The sequence below is a fragment of the Serratia sp. J2 genome, from assembly GCF_046269175.1.
Classification (GTDB): domain Bacteria; phylum Pseudomonadota; class Gammaproteobacteria; order Enterobacterales; family Enterobacteriaceae; genus Chania; species Chania fonticola_C.
In genome coordinates this window covers 241,055-257,716 of record NZ_JBKABN010000004.1, presented here as the reverse complement: position 1 = coordinate 257,716, position 16,662 = coordinate 241,055, and the positions used below count along the sequence as shown (strand labels likewise).

Below are 16,662 nucleotides of genomic sequence, written 5' to 3'. Positions count from 1 at the left end.
ACATTAGTAATGTAAGAAAATTACAAATATCCTGCATCGAGGAGATGAACATGGCGGTAACCTCTACAGCCCAGGCCTGTGACCTGGTTATTTTCGGCGCAAAAGGCGATCTGGCGCGTCGTAAACTGCTGCCTTCCCTGTACCAGTTAGAGAAAGCCGGTCACATCCACCCGGATACCCGTATCATCGGGGTAGGCCGTGCCGAGTGGGATAAAGAAGCTTATACCAAGGTGGTCAAGGAAGCCCTGGGCACCTTTATGAAAGAAAAGCTGGACGATGAGCTTTGGGCCACGCTGAGCGCACGCCTGGACTTCTGCAATCTGGACGTCAACGACAGCAAGCACTTCGCCGAGTTGGGCAAGATGCTGGATCAGAAACATCGTACCACCATCAACTATTTCGCCATGCCGCCAAGCACCTTTGGTGCCATCTGCAAGGGCCTGGGCGAGGCCAAGCTGAATAAAGAACCGGCGCGCGTGGTGATGGAAAAGCCACTTGGTACTGACCTGGCATCCTCACGGGTGATCAACGATCAGGTCGCTGAGTACTTTAACGAATCCCAGGTTTACCGCATCGACCACTATCTTGGCAAAGAGACGGTACTGAACCTGCTGGCGCTACGCTTTGCCAACTCCCTGTTTGCCTCCAACTGGGATAACCGCACCATCGATCACGTGCAGATCACCGTGGCGGAAGAGGTAGGTATTGAAGGGCGTTGGGGTTACTTCGATCAGGCCGGGCAGATGCGCGACATGATCCAGAACCACCTGTTGCAGATCCTGACCATGATCGCCATGTCACCACCGGCGGATCTGACCACTGACCGTATCCGTGATGAGAAAGTGAAAGTGCTGCGCTCGCTGCGCCGTATCGATCAGACCAATGTCCGGGAAACCACCGTGCGCGGCCAGTACACCGCAGGCTTCGTGCAGGGTAAAAAAGTGCCGGGCTATCTGGAAGAGGAAGGGGCAAATAAGAGCAGCAACACCGAGACTTTTGTGTCCATCCGCGTCGATATCGACAACTGGCAATGGGCTGGGGTGCCATTTTATCTACGTACCGGCAAGCGTTTGCCGACCAAATGTTCAGAAGTGGTGGTGTACTTTAAAAACCCACCGCTGAACCTGTTCCGTGACTCCTATCAACAACTGCCACAGAACAAACTGACCATTCGCCTGCAGCCGGACGAAGGGATCGAAATCCAGGTATTGAACAAGGTGCCGGGGCTGGATCACAAACATCGTTTGCAAACCACCAAGCTGGATTTGAGTTTCTCGGAAACCTTTAACCAGGAACACGTGGCCGATGCCTATGAGCGTCTGCTGCTGGAAACCATGCGCGGTATTCAGGCGCTGTTTGTGCGTCGTGACGAAGTGGAGGAAGCCTGGAAGTGGGTTGACTCAATCATGGATGCCTGGAAAGCGGACAACGAAGCACCTAAGCCATACCAGTCTGGGACTTGGGGGCCGGTGGCTTCCGTCGCGATGATCACTCGCGATGGCCGTTCGTGGAACGAATTCGAATAAGCAGCAGTTAACCAGCTCCCTCTCTCGCCCTAACCCTCTCCCAAAAGGAGAGGGAACCGATCGAGCTCTCCGCTACCCTGGTGTTCTTTCTGAGGCCAGAGGTAGATTGAGACCGATTTATTATCGGAGAGGCCTGGGGTGAGGGGCTGGTAACACGTCAACAGAATTAGCCTAGGTGACCGGCGTCAGCCTGTCTGCTGGCTTTTAGCGGTGCGATCGGAATCTGCAGCGATGCGGAGCCCTGTGGCAGGGGCGTGCCAACACCAACCGAAAGTAATGGAGAGAATGACGATGAAAAACTGGAAAACCAGTGCAGAACAGATCCTGACGGCAGGCCCCGTAGTTCCGGTGATTGTGATTAACAAACTGGAACACGCTGTGCCGTTGGCCAAAGCACTGGTTGCGGGTGGCGTGCGTGTGTTGGAAGTGACGCTGCGTACCGCCTGTGCGATGGACGCGATTCGTGCGATCGCCAAAGAAGTTCCTGATGCCATCATTGGTGCGGGCACGGTGATCAATCCACAGCAGTTGCAAGAAGTGACCGAGGCCGGTGCACAGTTTGCCATCAGCCCTGGTCTGACCGCCGATCTGCTGAAAGCCGCCACCGCAGGCAGCATTCCGTTGATCCCGGGTATCAGCACCGTTTCCGAGCTGATGTTGGGGATGGATTATGGCCTGCGCGAGTTTAAATTCTTCCCAGCGGAAGCCAACGGTGGCGTCAAGGCGCTACAAGCCATTGCCGGGCCGTTCTCGCAGGTGCGCTTCTGCCCAACCGGCGGTATCACGCCAAACAACTACCGTGACTATCTGGCACTGAAAAGCGTGCTGTGCATCGGTGGTTCCTGGTTAGTGCCTGCGGATGCGCTGGAAAGCGGCGACTATGCTCGCATCACCGAATTGGCGCGTGAAGCCGTCAAAGGTGCTACCGCCTAAACCCGCGTTCGCTCCTGCTGATGCCAATCCTCTGTGATTGGCATTTTTTTTGCCTGTAAATACCACAACTTCACATTTTGCGGTGGTTGCTATCAACTTACTGAATGGATTCCCTGATGAAGCAGGGCCTAAAGCTATGGGGCGTGAAAAAGATTGAATTATGGCAGATTGCTATATATGATAATGAGAATGATTATCCTTACGATGCTGTTTGCAAAATGAGTCAGCATGTCTAACCCGCTGGGTACATTTCTGGCAGTATCTTAACGTATATATTTTCGGGTCAGGATTGGCTTGAAATATTTTTCCGGTAAATAGATTTTATGCGGGATTTATTCAGACAGGAAGTCACAGAACATCAACGTGCCAAATGGGCTGGCAAAGCGTTATTGATAACGGGTATGCCTGCTTGGTGCTTCGGCGTTTTATCGTTATTGTTTCTTCTTGTCTTTCTTGCCTTCCTTATATTGGGTAGCTACACCCGCCGCATCAATGTGTATGGAGAAATAACTACCTTTCCTCGCTCGGTAAACGTGTTTGCACCACAACAGGGATTCATCGCAGAGCGTTTTGTCGGCATTGGCGATGTGGTCAAAAAGGGTCAGCGCCTATATCAACTAGATGTCAGCCGTGTGACGGATACCGGCAAAGTCAGCGCCAATACGCGTTTGGCGCTGGAAAACCAGGTACAGCATGTCGATAGCATTATTTTGAAGCTACAAGACAATAAACGTATGACGTTGGAGAATCTACACCAGCAAAAGCAGCAGTATCAAACGGCCCATTCGCAATCCAAACAGTTGCTGAATAACGCACGTGAAGGGGTTGATTTTGCTCAAGATAACATGCGCTCATATAAGGAGTATCAACGACGCGGCTTGATAACCAAAGATCAGCTTAACGGGCAGACCTATTCATTTTATCAGCAACAGAGTCTGTTCCAAAATTTGTATAGTCAGCATATCCAGGAATCACTGCAAATAACTATTCTGGAAAGTGATATTGTTACGCGCGCTGCGGATTTTGATAACCAGATTTCTCAGTACCAGTTTCAGCGTAGTGATTTACAGCGTCAATTGGCTGAAGCAGATGCCAGCGGAGCGTTGATAGTTAACGCACCAACCGATGGTCGTATCGAATCTCTAAGCGTTACGCCAGGACAAATGGTCAATAGTGGCGATAGTTTGGTGCAGATTATCCCTCGTAGCGATGCGATTTATCAATTAGTGCTGTGGTTGCCGAACAGTAGCGTACCCTATGTCTCTGCGAATGATGCCATCAACATTCGCTATGACGCTTTTCCCTACGAAAAATTTGGACAATTTCCCGGCAAGATCGAAAGCATTGCTTATGTTCCTGCCTCCGTTCAAGAAATGTCCACTTATAGCAGTTCCCCCGTGCATCAAACGGCCGCGCAGACGGCATCTTATTACAAGGCCATCATCGCGCTGGAAAAAACGCACATCAGTTATCAGGGCAAAGTGCTGCAGTTGACTAACGGTATGTATGCCCAGTCGACGCTTTTCCTGGAGAAAAGGCCCTTGTATCAATGGATGTTTTCGCCTTTTTACGATATGAAAAAAAGTCTGATGGGACCGATAAATGACTGATTCTTATTTCGCGACGCTGACTGGAAGATTGAACTTGGCACTTGGTAGAAAGGTGCCGCAGATCCTGCAAGCGGAGGCATCTGAATGCGGTTTGGCTAGCTTGGCGATGGTGTGTCATTACCACGGGTTGCAAATCGACCTGTTCAATCTACGCAACCGCTACGGCTTTTCTTCACGTGGGGCAACGATGGCCTCATTGATCGATATAGCAAATGCACTGAGGTTACAATCGCGCGCACTGTCACTGAACATCGACGAACTTAAGGTGTTGAAAATGCCCTGTATCCTCCATTGGGATATGAAGCACTTCGTTGTGCTGGTCAGTATCAGCCGCGGACGAGCAGTGATCCACGATCCGGCTTTCGGGCGTAAGGTGATGGAATTGCATGAGCTCTCGCGGCACTTCACCGGGGTAGCACTCGAACTGTGGCCCGACAGCGAATTTCAACCAATCAAACAGCAGAGCAGGTTACGTTTTCGCAAGCTCATGGCCAACGTGCACGGCCTCAAGGGGGCATTGTTTAAGATCTTCTGTCTTTCGATAGTGATTGAAGCCATCAACCTGTTGCTGCCGGTTGGCACGCAGTTGGTGATGGATCATGTCATCCTGGCTGGTGATCATGACCTTTTGGCTTTGATATGCATAGGATTGTTGAGCTTCATTTTATTCCGTACTGGCGTATCCATGCTGAGAACGTGGATTTCCATTGTTATGGGGGCGCTGATAGACGTACAGTGGAAGGCGGGGGTTTTCGATCATCTGCTGAAACTGCCTCTTTCTTTTTTCGAAAAGCGCAAGCTGGGTGATATTCAATCCCGCTTCGGTTCGCTGGATACAATCAGAACCACCTTCACCACCAGCATCGTCAGCAGTATTATCGATGGCATCATGTCAGTAGGCGTGTTTATTATGATGTTGCTTTATGGCGGTTGGCTAGTGTGGGTGGTGCTCGGCTTCACGGCGGTATACATCATCTTACGGCTATCGACATACCAATATCATCGGCAACTGTCGGAAGAGCAACTGGTAAAGGGCGCGCGGGCAAGTTCTCACTTTATGGAGACTTTGTATAGCATTGGTACCTTAAAAGCATTGGGATTATCCGAGACTCGGGCACAGTTTTGGTTAAACCTGAATGTGGAAACGATTAACGCTGGCATCAAGTTAACCAAGCTGAATATGATGTTTGGCGGGCTTGGCGCGTTTATTGCAACCTGCGATCAGGTGATCATTCTGTGGTTAGGGGCTGCGTTAGTGATCGACAATCAAATGACGCTCGGGATGTTTGTTGCTTTCAACGCTTATCGAGGCCAATTTTCTGACCGTGCCAGCAGCCTGATCGACATGATGCTCCAGTTGCGTATGCTAAGTTTGCATAATGAAAGGATAGCGGATATCGTATTATCGCCGCCGGAACAGCAAATGCCAATTCGCCAGCTATTTGCTAAAGGCCAGGCGGTGGAACTTCAGATTCGAAGTCTACGTTATCAATACGATCGTCTAGCCAAGCCTATTATTGCCGACTTAAACCTCAGCATCGCGGCGGGTGAAAGTGTAGCGATCGTCGGTCCATCCGGTGTGGGCAAGACCACGTTGATGAAATTGATGTGCGGATTGCTGACGCCGGATGAAGGCGCGATTCTGGTTGATGGCTTGGATATCAGCAATATCGGTGTGAATAATTATCGCCAGTGTATTGCCTGTGTGTTGCAGGATGACAAGTTGCTGGCAGGTTCGATTGCTGAAAATATTTCGGGATTTGATGCTGAGTGGGATTTTCAGCGTATTGAGGCTTGTGCCCGCCGATGCAATATGCATGACGATATTCAAAATATGCCAATGGGATACGAAACGTTAATTGGGGAGTTGGGGGGCAGTTTATCTGGTGGACAGAAGCAGCGATTGTTGATCGCGCGTGCACTTTATCGCAGGCCTAGTATATTGTTTATGGATGAGGCAACTAGCCATTTGGATCTGAAAAATGAGGTGCATATCAATGATGCTATTGCGAAAATGAATATTACCCGCGTTATCATCGCGCATCGCCCTTCGACGATTGCCTCAGCGGACAGAGTCATTACGTTAGTGTGAAAATAGGTATGGTGTGATCAAATACTTTTATCTCTATGTGTAAATGTTAATTTAAGATGGCGTAAAGCTATGAAATCCTATGCATTAATAATTTCACATAATCCTGATAATACAAGCGGTGTCATTTATGCTAGCCAGTGTTGCGGGTGAGGCATTGAGCTTGTTGGCCAATAACGGCTGAGCTTGGCTATTATCTATAATACATTTAAACGTATGTAAGTGTTCTAAGTAACATATTTTCTATGGTTTATTTATTGAACTATTATCTTTAAAATGTTATCTTTTCTATTCCATTAATAGGAAATGGAGGTTTTATGTTTTTAGTTCTGATGGTCTTACAGTTCGTTGTCGCTTTCTTCGCATATGATTATTGTGAAAAAAGATTAGATAAATTAAATAGTAAATAACCTAAATAAGCAGGGTCGTCATTTTTCGACTCTGCTTTCTATTCCATCCACGATGAAGCTAGGCCTGACTCTGTTTCCATCGTCTGTTCGGTGAAGGATAAATGAGTATTTAAAAAGCCTAATAATGCAGACTCCGGTATATCTTGTGGTAATTCTAAGGTGTCAATAATTGTTAAGAAAATTGCTCTTAGTAGAACCCCAGGGCCTGAGATATTCAACGTTACCCTCGAATTGTTTTTGTATCCATCAAGAGCATAATTGAAAATAAAGTCACTCTGGATGTTTTTTTCTACCAAACTAAATATTTTTCTATAATTTTCATTTATAATTTTTAGCGATAGGTCTATTGTTGTTGAATTACTGTTGGTGACTATAACGTTACTAAAAAACACATTGATATTTTTTTTATGTCTACTGAGTAGAGGTATATCGAAAGGGATTCTTATTTCTTTCAAACTGCAGAATACACTGTTGCTTCCAGTGCTGCATAAATCCTTTTTTATGGCATTGAATAATGCTGAATTATCGAAGCAATCATTGCTCTCAAACGTTTTCCTTTCTTTATTTTCTATCTGCCAAAATTTTTCAAATGCCATTGTGTTTTTTGTTGCCTCTATTTTTTCATTGTGTTGATCATGCAGATTATTATCAGTTAAATATCTGTCAGTATGTGGGAAATCAATGTTTATTTTAGGTAACGTATCGATATCAATGTAAATTCCACCGAACTCTGATAGAACCAGTAGTCTTATCACATCCGATGCTGCAGCGAGATTAGTTCTATAGAATATTTCAAAATTGTAAATTTTAAGTCTCCCCCTGTTTTTATATTTACTAGTTAGGGTGTTAATATCCATTATTTTTATGTTGCGATAGCTTGACTTGATGTTAGTAAATTCCTTACGTGCTTTATTTATATAACGGCTCAGGGATTTTTTACCTGATACATCAGTAAGATATTCTGCTATTATTTCGTCATTAAATATATTTCTCTCCTGTGAAAAGCACCAACATTGGCGTTGTACTCGCAATGCTTCGTCCTTTGAGGTTTCATCGGAACGCAATGTTGCTTTTTTTGCTTTCAATAGCTCACCTGCTAAGAGTGTTTTGGGATCCATCCATAACATAACACGATAGTCATTATTACGCTTTGCCCATAACTCAACATGCTTGAGTTGCATTTTTGATATTTCACCAATCCAGATAAAGTGAATTAATTTGTTGTTTAATTTTTTGTGTTTATTTGAGTTAAACGCGAGTTGGTATAAGGCTAATAGCTTTTTTTTCAGGATGTACATAGGGATGCCATGAAAATTATTTTCTATAGAAATAAGTAACTCATCGATAAAAATAAGACTTTTCAAAATATTGCTGGCGATCCCTGACTCATAAGCGATAGCTGCATGGCTAAATGTTTCGGCGATGGAGTTTATGTTGGCTTCTTTACTGTTGTACGATGACTTAGATATTATTTCAGCGTAAACGGTTTTAAGTATATCTAATAGGATTAATAGTTCATTGCTGTGTTTCCCTTTTATTTCATTAGGTTTGATTTCATAGCTATAAAAAATTTTTTCTCGCAGTGTGGCTATTTTATCGCTTAGCTTTTTCATTTGTCATAATGCCCTCCTTCAAGGAGGGCATTCTCAATGGTTAAATGTTCAGTTCTGGTTAAAGTGGCTGTTATTTGAAGAGCCATTATTACTAGGTACTCTTGAACCTATAATGGTGCCAGCATTTGTGCTTGGGCTGTTATTGCCTAAACCAGATGCTCCAGCAAGAATACCGCTGTAACCACCAGAAACGTTTTCAAGAAATTCCTTATCTAATTCCTTCATGTTAATCTCTCTATATTTAGTGTGTTATTTCGTGGGTTGGTGTGCATAACCCGCATGTTGCAATGCTCTGACTGAATTGTTTTTTACATAAGGATTAGATATATCGAATGTTCGATTTTATCTAATTAAGCAAAAACCAAGCAAAATCAGATGCGGATAGGATTAATTTTTTTTGGTACACCTCCTGTTATAAGATAGTATTTGATAATGTTGAAAACCAAATGTGTAAAATAAAAATAGCTGCTAAATATTTGGTATATTCTCTATCGCATTTTTTCTATCAGACATTGCAAATTGAGCAATAGAGATTTCAACATATTATGAAGCAATGTGCTGTCAAGAATGTTGTAATGCGTTTCTGCGCAACAGGTGATACTAACATTATGAGATGATTGTGCTCTCCACTTCTGTGAAAGGTCGGGTTGTTTACGTAATCGTTCCTGGTTAAGCCATAACGTCAACGGAATGTTGAGTTTCGGTAGTTCACCTGCGCTATCAGTCAGTTCGAACGATTTTTTTATCGCCAAACAAAAGGCTTCAGCATGCTCAAGCGTAATTTTTTCAGCAAGGACAGACTGATTCAAAACGAAGTGCCCCCTGACTTCGTCGATAGCATTGCTCTGAGGTGGCGTTTTTCCAGGCTGGTATAAACGACGAGCTATACCGAGAGAATCGAAAAGGTTTAGATAACACTGTGCGACGCTAAAGTGACGTTTCTTCGACGGGGACGACGACGGTAAACTGCTGTCGATGACGACAGCATGCGCAAATGACTCGCCTTGCTGTGTGGCTAAGGCCGCCATATGGATGGCTAATTGACCGCCCAACGACCAACCTGCGATCACTGCCGATGCACGTTCGCTTTGTGGAATGCTAGCTAAATGCGCGGCAGCCAACTGCTGCATGGTCACGGAGACGCTGTCTCCTGGCCCCGCCAATCCCGGACTGGCGATCGTTCTGACGTTGGCATAAGGAGACAACTTCTGTATCAATCTGCTGTATTGGTGAATTTGTCCACCAGCACCATGTACCAAATACAGTGTAGGCAGTGAAGGACTGTTTACCGTCTCGGACAGTACCGACAGCGCTAACGGGCTATTCTGATGAATGCGTTCGGCAAGAGACGTTAACTGTTGGTAGCCAAGAATTTCCGCCAGCGTCAGTTCGACGTTTAAGGCTCGCTTAATTTTCCCCAAGAAGGTAATGCCGGACAGCGAACTGCCGCCATTGCCGAAGAAATTAGCGTTGGGATCTATCTGATTGGGCTCGCAACCCAGCGTTTCTGCCAGTAGCATTTGTAGATGCTGCAACTCAGCCGTGATCGTTGGAGAGATGGGGCCAGGTTGTGCCTGTAATAGAGCATCTTTCGAGGATAATAATGAACGATCCAATTTCCCATTGCGGGAGAGTGGGAAGTGTTCGATCACGTGGTATCGCGTTGGCGCCATATAGGCAGGTAGCGCGGAGGCCACATGTTCTCGCAGTTGCACTTCCGCTTGCGCACTCGATTTTCCCTCTGGCGTCAATACTATATAAGCTTCTAGGTGACGTATGCCACTGTCTGGATCGTTGCAGCATACTACGCATGCTTCCGAAACCAGTGCGTTGTTTTTAATAACGAACTCGATATCGCCCAGTTCAACACGGAATCCTTGTAATTTAACCTGTTGGTCTTCGCGGCCAAGAAATTCGATATAGCCGCAGCGATTCCAACGACCGCGATCGCCTGTGCGGTACAGACGGCCACCGAGCTCTGAGCACGCAATAAAACTGTCGGAGGTGGTTTGCCGATCGCGCCAATATTCGCGTGCTACCCCAGTGCCACCGATATAGATATCACCTGTTGCGCCATAGCCGCACGGCTTATGATTTTCATCCAATATCCACATGTTCTGGTTGGGCAGAGCTACACCATAAGGTATTGCTTTTCTGTATTGTGTATCTCGCGTAAGAGGATGATAGATCGACCAGATCGCCCCTTCAGTCGCACCGCCCAAGCTGGTGATGCACGCGTTGGGACATAGTCTGTGCGCTTGTGCGATCAACCGTGGCGAAATCCGATCTCCGCTCAACCAGATTTGTCGCAATTCAGGCAAGGAAGCGATGTTTTCCTGCTCACAATATTGCAGCAGCATTTGCAATATGGCGGGGACAGAGTTCCAGATGCTAATCTGGTTTTGCCGTATTGCGATCAGCCATGAGGCTGGTTCTTTTGCGTCTTGCGCCGACAAACTGATGACCGTGGCACCCGCTAGCCAACTGCCGAATAGGTCGTAAACCGACAGGTCGAAAGCCAAATCCGCGATGGCTAATATGTTGTCCCGAGGAGAAACATGGAACAGCCAGTTCATAGTTAACAGGGTGTTGGTGACGGCACCATGCTCGATTGCCACGCCTTTCGGCGTTCCTGTTGTCCCCGAGGTGTAAATGACATAAGCGAGATCATGCGCTTTCCCTGGAGTGAAATGAAATTCATCATGCAAGTGGAATGTGGAAAATATCGTATCCAGATCCTGATAATGGGTATCCAACGGATAGCGAGAGTGCCGATGTGATGCGGTATTGATAACCCAATTGCAGCCCGACAACCGGATAACGTCAGCGACGCGTGCGTCCGGCAGTCCCTCTGCGAGAGGCAAATAAGTGCGGCCTGACAGAAGGATACCGAGCGCCACGATGGCCTGCAGCGCACCGCGAGGGAGATCGATAGCGATCAGTGCTTCCTGAACAGTATGAGTTTCCAGCCAATATGCGACTGTACTAGCATGATGCAGCAGTTCATTGTAGTTCCACACGCGCTCACCTTCGATCAATGCTGGCAGGGCTGCATGTTCGTTACCGGCGCGCCACAGCTGCTGCGAAAGGTTTTGGTGAAGAAACTCCGGCATCTCCGCGCCCATAGAAAGCTTGCGCAATTGCGCGATATCGTCAGTTGGCGTTAGGGAGTAACGGCCGACGGCTTGCATGGGATCGTGTGAAATTTGCTCCAGCAGTAGCGCGTAAGCCTGCGACAATGCTTTGATGCGTTGAGGTGCGAACAGCTTGGCGTTGTATTGCCATTCAAATTGAATGCCGTCCATGGTGGAGATGACTTCCAGCACCAGATCAAATTTAGGCGGGGCATAATTTCTCGGCAGCGTATCAACCTGCGCTGAACCAAAAATCAGTTCGTTGTTTTTGCGATGTTGGCAAACGAACATGATCTGGAAAATGGGATGAAATTTGCCGCGTGCAGGTTTCAATTGTTCAACCAAATAGGAGAAAGGCAGTCCCTGATGCTTAAATGCGTGGGCAAATTTACCGGCACATTTTTGCAATAAAGTACTGAAGTTGTCGTCAGTAGTGATATGAAATTGATGAGCTACAGTGTTAACGAAACTGCCGACGGCAGAGTTTAATGCCGGTTCGTTTCTGTTGGCGACAGGGCTGCCGATGACCACGCGTTCCGAAACCGACTCCCTGGCGATCAGCAGAGCGAAGGCTGTGTGTAGCAATGTAAACAGTGACGTACCGGCGAATTTAGCCTGTTGCGCCAAAGCTTGCTGCAAATCGCCCGCCAGCGATTCTCTGACGATGTTTTGCGCTTTATCCGCTGCAGCAATGGCGATGTCATAGCCCAATGAGTGTTTTTCCGGAGCATAGCGCAGCTCATCGAGCCAAAACGCAAGGCTCTCATTAACGTTTGCGACGGTTAGAAAAGGATCTTCAAGGAAGCGGAAAAAAGCATGGCTGTCGTCATACTGAGGACGATGTTCTTCATCAGAACAGTAGTCACTGCTGAGTTCGTCAACCAGTAAGTTGGCAGTCCAGCCATCCACTATGCAATGGTGGAAGGTCAAAAACAGATAGTGGTGCTGCGCGTTTTTTCTCAGGATACGGCAACGCAGTGGGAATTCTGCGCCAAGATTGAACGGAACGCTGCATTGTGCTTCCAGAGCGGACATCACGCTGTTTTGCTGCGCCTCTTCATCAAGCGTGTTGATATCTTGCAGGCAATGTTCAAAAATGGTCGTATCGGGGGAAACGATATCGACGGCGATGTTTTCACCGTCAAGTTGATAGTGGCCGCATAACGCAGCATGACGTTTAAGCATTTTTTTCAACGCGGAAATCAAGCGTGCGGGCTCAAAGGTTCCGATGATCTCCTTGGCTATCGGGATATTATACATGGGGCTATTTTTCGTGAAGTTTTCGTATAGCCAGAGGTATTGTCCCGCATAACGGTTGACGAGATAGTTCGGTTTTTTCCCTTCGTCCTGCGCGGATTTAGCCGGTGTGCATGTAGACAGAAATGCTGCTATGTCTGGTTGCGCGGCATTGATTTCGGCATCGGAGATATTGCCGATTTCCAGATGCTGTGGCGATAGCTTGCCGAAGTTGGCCCCTTTTTTTGCCATTTTCATCAGATGTATAAGGCCTGCTACGCTCATAAACTCACTCCTTCCCTAAGGGGGGGGACGTCTAGCTTGTCACTGCGTCCATGACATGGCTGCTGCTTGCTGTTCGCGGCAATTAAATTGAGCCAGTAAGACAAGTCGCAAAGTTGTACCCCAGGGTTCCTTTGTTGTACCGCAGCGAAAGCGGTTTGGTGATCGGTACTCTCTCCATCGTCGATGCCAAGACTCTTAAATACGCAACCTCGCAGCCTCTCATTGGAGGTATCAAATCGAATATGGGGAAAGTATCCCAACTGTGCTGAAAGGGCGATCAGTTCGACTAAGCCATCATCGATGAACCTAAGACTGTGATCGGCTTTGCGCAGCAACAGCAGCTTTTCGTGCCGGTATCCGTTCAATAGATCTTGCGTGATCTTGGTGCTGCTTGAAGCGTTACACAGAAAGATCATTTTTTGCACTTTCCCCGCCAGTGCGTGCAACAATGGAGGTAGGGTGTTGAGCCAGCTTGCATATTGCAGAGGTGCTTCCGGCACGTTAAATACTGCGGCGGCCAGCAATTGCCCTGTATAGCAATGAGCATCTTCCTGCGATGTGAGAATGCGCGCGTTATGTTCGGAGGGGAGGGTCTCCAGCAAACGGCGTTCGTCTGGGCCTTCGGGCTGTTGGAAAAACAGCACGGGGCTTGTCGACGAGTTCGCATTGACGGATAGACAGCGGCTGATGGCGCAGCGAATATCCAGATGGTGTTGACTTAGCCCATAACGTGAGAGTGCCAGCTGTGTAATATGTTGGCAAAATTCTGCGAGGCTCGGGTGTTCAAAGATATCCCGCAGGTTCAAATCGAACTGACAGTAAACGTTAAGTGCATTAATGATTTTTATCGCTTGCAAGGACTCACCGCCGAGAGTGAAAAAATCGCCATCTTCACTGCCCAACGTCCTCAGCCAAATTTCCTGGACTAATGCGTTGAACGTCGTTGAGTGCAACTCATCTTTCAGCGTTGATTCCACGGAGTGCCGTTCAAGCGTGCGATAATCGATCTTGCCGTTAGGCAGTTTTACCAGTGGCGTTTGATGATGTATGAAGCTTTTGGGAATGTGCGAGTTGGGCAGCATCCCGAACAGCGTGCGTCGGCTAAGCTCATCCAGCGGTTGCGGGCTGTGATAATGCGCGTAAAGTACTGCGCCAGTGTCGCCACTTTTTGCCAACACGGCGACTTCGACAACGTCGGGGAGCCTGCCGATGCAAGCTTCTATTTCGCGCATGTTGACTCGCTTGCCTGCGATTTTTGTTTCGTGAACTTTGCGCCCAAGGAATAATAGCTGCCGGTCCTGATCCAAGCAGGCGATATCACCGGTGCGATAGGCGAGTATTTGTCGATCGCCCATCTCAATCGTCACGAATTTTTCCGCGCTCAGTGCTGGCTGATTTAGGTACCCCAAGCAGACAGTAGCCCCGGCGATTAACAGTTCGCCGCTGCACCCCAGTGGAACCGTTGCGAGATTCTCGCCGACGATCGCTACGAATACGCCGCTGAGCGGGGAGCCGATTGTAATGGCGGCATCATCGTTTTTGACCTCTGCGGCTGTAGCCACCACTGTTGCCTCGGTCGGGCCATAGGTATTGATTAACCGCCTACCGCAGGGAGGCTGTAAGAACCAGAGCTCCTTGGCGCGCGCCGAAAGGCTTTCCCCTCCGACGATCACTGTTTTGACCGTTGCCGGCAATTGCAGTTCTCCTCCGAGTGCAAACAGTAACTCGTTAAAATAGGCGGTGGGGAGATCCAACAGGCTAAGGCGATGCGTTGCGCAGAATTCTAACAAGTCAGGAAAACTGTGCGCTGAGGCGTCGGGAGCTATATACAGACTGGCGCCAACTGCTAACGTCATAAAAATTTCTTCTATGCTGGCGTCAAAATGCAAAGGAGCAAATTGCAAGACGCGATCGTGCGCTTCAATGTTGTAGCGTTCGATTGCAGCGGCGGTGAAAACGTTAAGCGCCCATCTGCCGCAGATAACACCTTTGGGTACCCCGGTGGTGCCGGATGTAAACATGATATAGCCGATCCCGGCGGGAAACTCGGTATTGTTGGCAGGCATCCGACGATGGAAAAGGGCGCAATGCGTGTAATCCTTTGGTACAGCCAGCGCCAAACTTTGCCAGTGGAACGAGGCGCGGAGCAGTGAATGGCGATTCAACGTGCGCTCGGTTATCAAAATGGCATCGTCAAATTGCTCTAGCAAACGGCGATATTCTGCGTCATCGGCGTTCGAGTTCAGATTAACGAACGGCATATTCAATTGCAGTGAAGCCAGCATAAAGATCACGGCCTCTGGCCCTTTGGGTAGGTCGATCAACAGAGCCGTATTTGTTGAGCGGACAGAGGCCAGCAAATTGGACCAGATGATCACTTGCTGCTGCAAAAGCGCGTAAGACAGTTCCCTAAGAGACTTTGAAGGATGTTCCGGCGTACAAATAGCGAGGCTCTGTGGTGCATGAGTAGCCGTGCGTTCAATGCGTTGCATGACATCAACGACATCGCTATCGTGTTCTTTACCGTACAAAGAAAGTGGGAAATGCTGCCTTAGTTGTCGAACAGAGGCGTTTTCTTGTTCGCTGTGCAGCAATGAGCACAGTTTTTGTATCGCCAGGCTGTGTCGTGCCAGGCTAGCTCGATCATAAAGCCCCGAGTCGGCGTCGATTTCCAAGCGAAGTGTCTGGCTATTGATATCGGGACGTAAATTGAATACCAGATCCTGAGCGCCTCCCGAGCGTATGTTGCGTACTACGCTGCGCTGCGTGGGAGAAAACGAAGCCGATGCCTCGAAGGGAATGATATTGACCACTATATTGAACAACGGCGAGTGGCTGGCGTTGCCCCGCATGCTTTTTATCTCTTCATAGCGAAATGCCTGATGTTTTTTGATCTGTTTAAGTTTGCGCTCTACTTCATGCGCCAACTGTAGCCCGGTGGTGGTTTCTTTAATGTCTATGGCCAGCGGGAGTACGTTGGTTTGGCAGGTTAATGCTTGGCGTGCAAGATGCCCCTTGCGCGCCATCATGGGGATGCCGATCACCGGTGCGTTTTCGCCAGTGCAAAAATACAGATGGACCATCACAGCAGCCAGGATCCTCGCCATCCAGGAAGGCTGGTTGGTTTGCAGTGAGAAGAGACTAGCCGAGCACAGAAAAGACTCTGTGTGACGGATAACCCTCCCCGACGGCATGTTGGTACGAGCTAGTGTCGTTGGGACTGGTAGCTGGGAACAGGTCTTATGCCAAAATTGTTTGTCCGCCTGATAGCCCGCTGAAATTTTGTATTCGGACTCTGCTTTGAGCAGTTCATCGAGTGTCGGAGTTTCGGATAACCTCTGTAGCTGCAAGGGCAAATTTCTGTAGGTTTCAGCGACTTGATGAATCAGCAGATAGGCGCTATAGCCATCGAGCAGCAGATGATGACTGCAGAAGTACCATAGAAAATGGTTTTCACCCAGCGACAGGATTTTTTGTCTGAATAGTGGTGGTGTATTCAACAAAAATGGCTGCCCGGCATCTTCCTCCATTAGCGCAAGAGCAACGGCCATGCTATCGCCATGATGCGATAGGTCCACTAACTCCACCACAGCGTTACACACTGTGGTGCATTGATAAGGAACCCCATTATCTTCTGCAAACATTGTATAAAGCGTTGGCGTTTGGCTGAACACCCAATCAATGGCGTCCTTCATTCGCGCGATATCTAGCGGGTGACTTATTTCAACATATTCAGCGATGTTATAAATAGACTTGTCGTTGCTGACCTTGTTGCCGTAATAAAACCCAACCTGCGGATCCAGTAATTTATTTTTGATCATGGCTC

At 47.9% G+C, this 16,662-nt stretch carries 8 protein-coding genes; 4 read left to right on the top strand and 4 right to left on the bottom strand.

Translation table 11 applies throughout. The features are described from left to right. Positions 1 to 50: 50 nt before the first annotated feature. The 4 genes from zwf (at position 51) to ACKWMY_RS06430 (ending at position 6,161) form a co-directional block, all read left to right on the top strand. Positions 51 to 1,526: a glucose-6-phosphate dehydrogenase gene (gene zwf, locus ACKWMY_RS06445; RefSeq protein WP_021181158.1), complete on the top strand. Its 1,476-nt coding sequence runs from the start codon at positions 51 to 53 to the stop codon at positions 1,524 to 1,526. Positions 1,527 to 1,817: 291 nt separating this feature from the next. After that, positions 1,818 to 2,459, top strand: coding sequence for a bifunctional 4-hydroxy-2-oxoglutarate aldolase/2-dehydro-3-deoxy-phosphogluconate aldolase (locus ACKWMY_RS06440; protein WP_021181159.1), 642 nt, complete (start codon positions 1,818 to 1,820; stop codon positions 2,457 to 2,459). 323 nt (positions 2,460 to 2,782) lie between these two features. Then, positions 2,783 to 4,069 carry an HlyD family secretion protein gene (locus ACKWMY_RS06435; RefSeq protein WP_308870441.1) on the top strand — a complete coding sequence of 429 codons (1,287 nt, stop codon included), beginning with the start codon at positions 2,783 to 2,785 and terminating at the stop codon, positions 4,067 to 4,069. Beyond that, positions 4,062 to 6,161: a peptidase domain-containing ABC transporter gene (locus ACKWMY_RS06430; RefSeq protein WP_261160102.1), complete on the top strand. Its 2,100-nt coding sequence runs from the start codon at positions 4,062 to 4,064 to the stop codon at positions 6,159 to 6,161. Before ACKWMY_RS06435 ends, ACKWMY_RS06430 begins: the two co-directional genes overlap by 8 nt. A 445-nt stretch (positions 6,162 to 6,606) precedes the next feature. Here ACKWMY_RS06430 and ACKWMY_RS06425 read toward each other — a convergent pair whose 3' ends face one another. From ACKWMY_RS06425 to ACKWMY_RS06410, 4 genes are all read right to left on the bottom strand, one after another. Continuing rightward, positions 6,607 to 8,181 (bottom strand): TcdA/TcdB catalytic glycosyltransferase domain-containing protein, encoded by a 1,575-nt coding sequence (locus ACKWMY_RS06425; RefSeq protein WP_409486051.1) that lies wholly within the window; start codon positions 8,179 to 8,181, stop codon positions 6,607 to 6,609. A gap of 48 nt (positions 8,182 to 8,229) precedes the next feature. Further along, positions 8,230 to 8,406, bottom strand: coding sequence for a hypothetical protein (locus tag ACKWMY_RS06420; RefSeq protein WP_173409193.1), 177 nt, complete (start codon positions 8,404 to 8,406; stop codon positions 8,230 to 8,232). Positions 8,407 to 8,669: 263 nt separating this feature from the next. Then, entirely contained in the window at positions 8,670 to 12,836 is a 4,167-nt protein-coding gene (locus ACKWMY_RS06415) for a non-ribosomal peptide synthetase (protein ID WP_409486050.1), read from the bottom strand. Continuing rightward, on the bottom strand, positions 12,833 to 16,657 hold the full coding sequence (locus ACKWMY_RS06410; protein WP_409486049.1) for an AMP-binding protein: 3,825 nt from the start codon (positions 16,655 to 16,657) through the stop codon (positions 12,833 to 12,835). The genes ACKWMY_RS06415 and ACKWMY_RS06410 overlap by 4 nt, the downstream gene beginning before the upstream one ends. Positions 16,658 to 16,662: the final 5 nt, after the last annotated feature.

Coding starts and splice junctions, on each gene's coding strand:
- ACKWMY_RS06415 (WP_409486050.1), bottom strand. CDS start 12,836: ATGAGCGTAGCAGGCCTTATACATCTGATGAAAATGGCAAAAAAAGGG.
- ACKWMY_RS06435 (WP_308870441.1), top strand. CDS start 2,783: ATGCGGGATTTATTCAGACAGGAAGTCACAGAACATCAACGTGCCAAA.
- ACKWMY_RS06425 (WP_409486051.1), bottom strand. CDS start 8,181: ATGAAAAAGCTAAGCGATAAAATAGCCACACTGCGAGAAAAAATTTTT.
- ACKWMY_RS06440 (WP_021181159.1), top strand. CDS start 1,818: ATGAAAAACTGGAAAACCAGTGCAGAACAGATCCTGACGGCAGGCCCC.
- ACKWMY_RS06420 (WP_173409193.1), bottom strand. CDS start 8,406: ATGAAGGAATTAGATAAGGAATTTCTTGAAAACGTTTCTGGTGGTTAC.
- zwf (WP_021181158.1), top strand. CDS start 51: ATGGCGGTAACCTCTACAGCCCAGGCCTGTGACCTGGTTATTTTCGGC.
- ACKWMY_RS06410 (WP_409486049.1), bottom strand. CDS start 16,657: ATGATCAAAAATAAATTACTGGATCCGCAGGTTGGGTTTTATTACGGC.
- ACKWMY_RS06430 (WP_261160102.1), top strand. CDS start 4,062: ATGACTGATTCTTATTTCGCGACGCTGACTGGAAGATTGAACTTGGCA.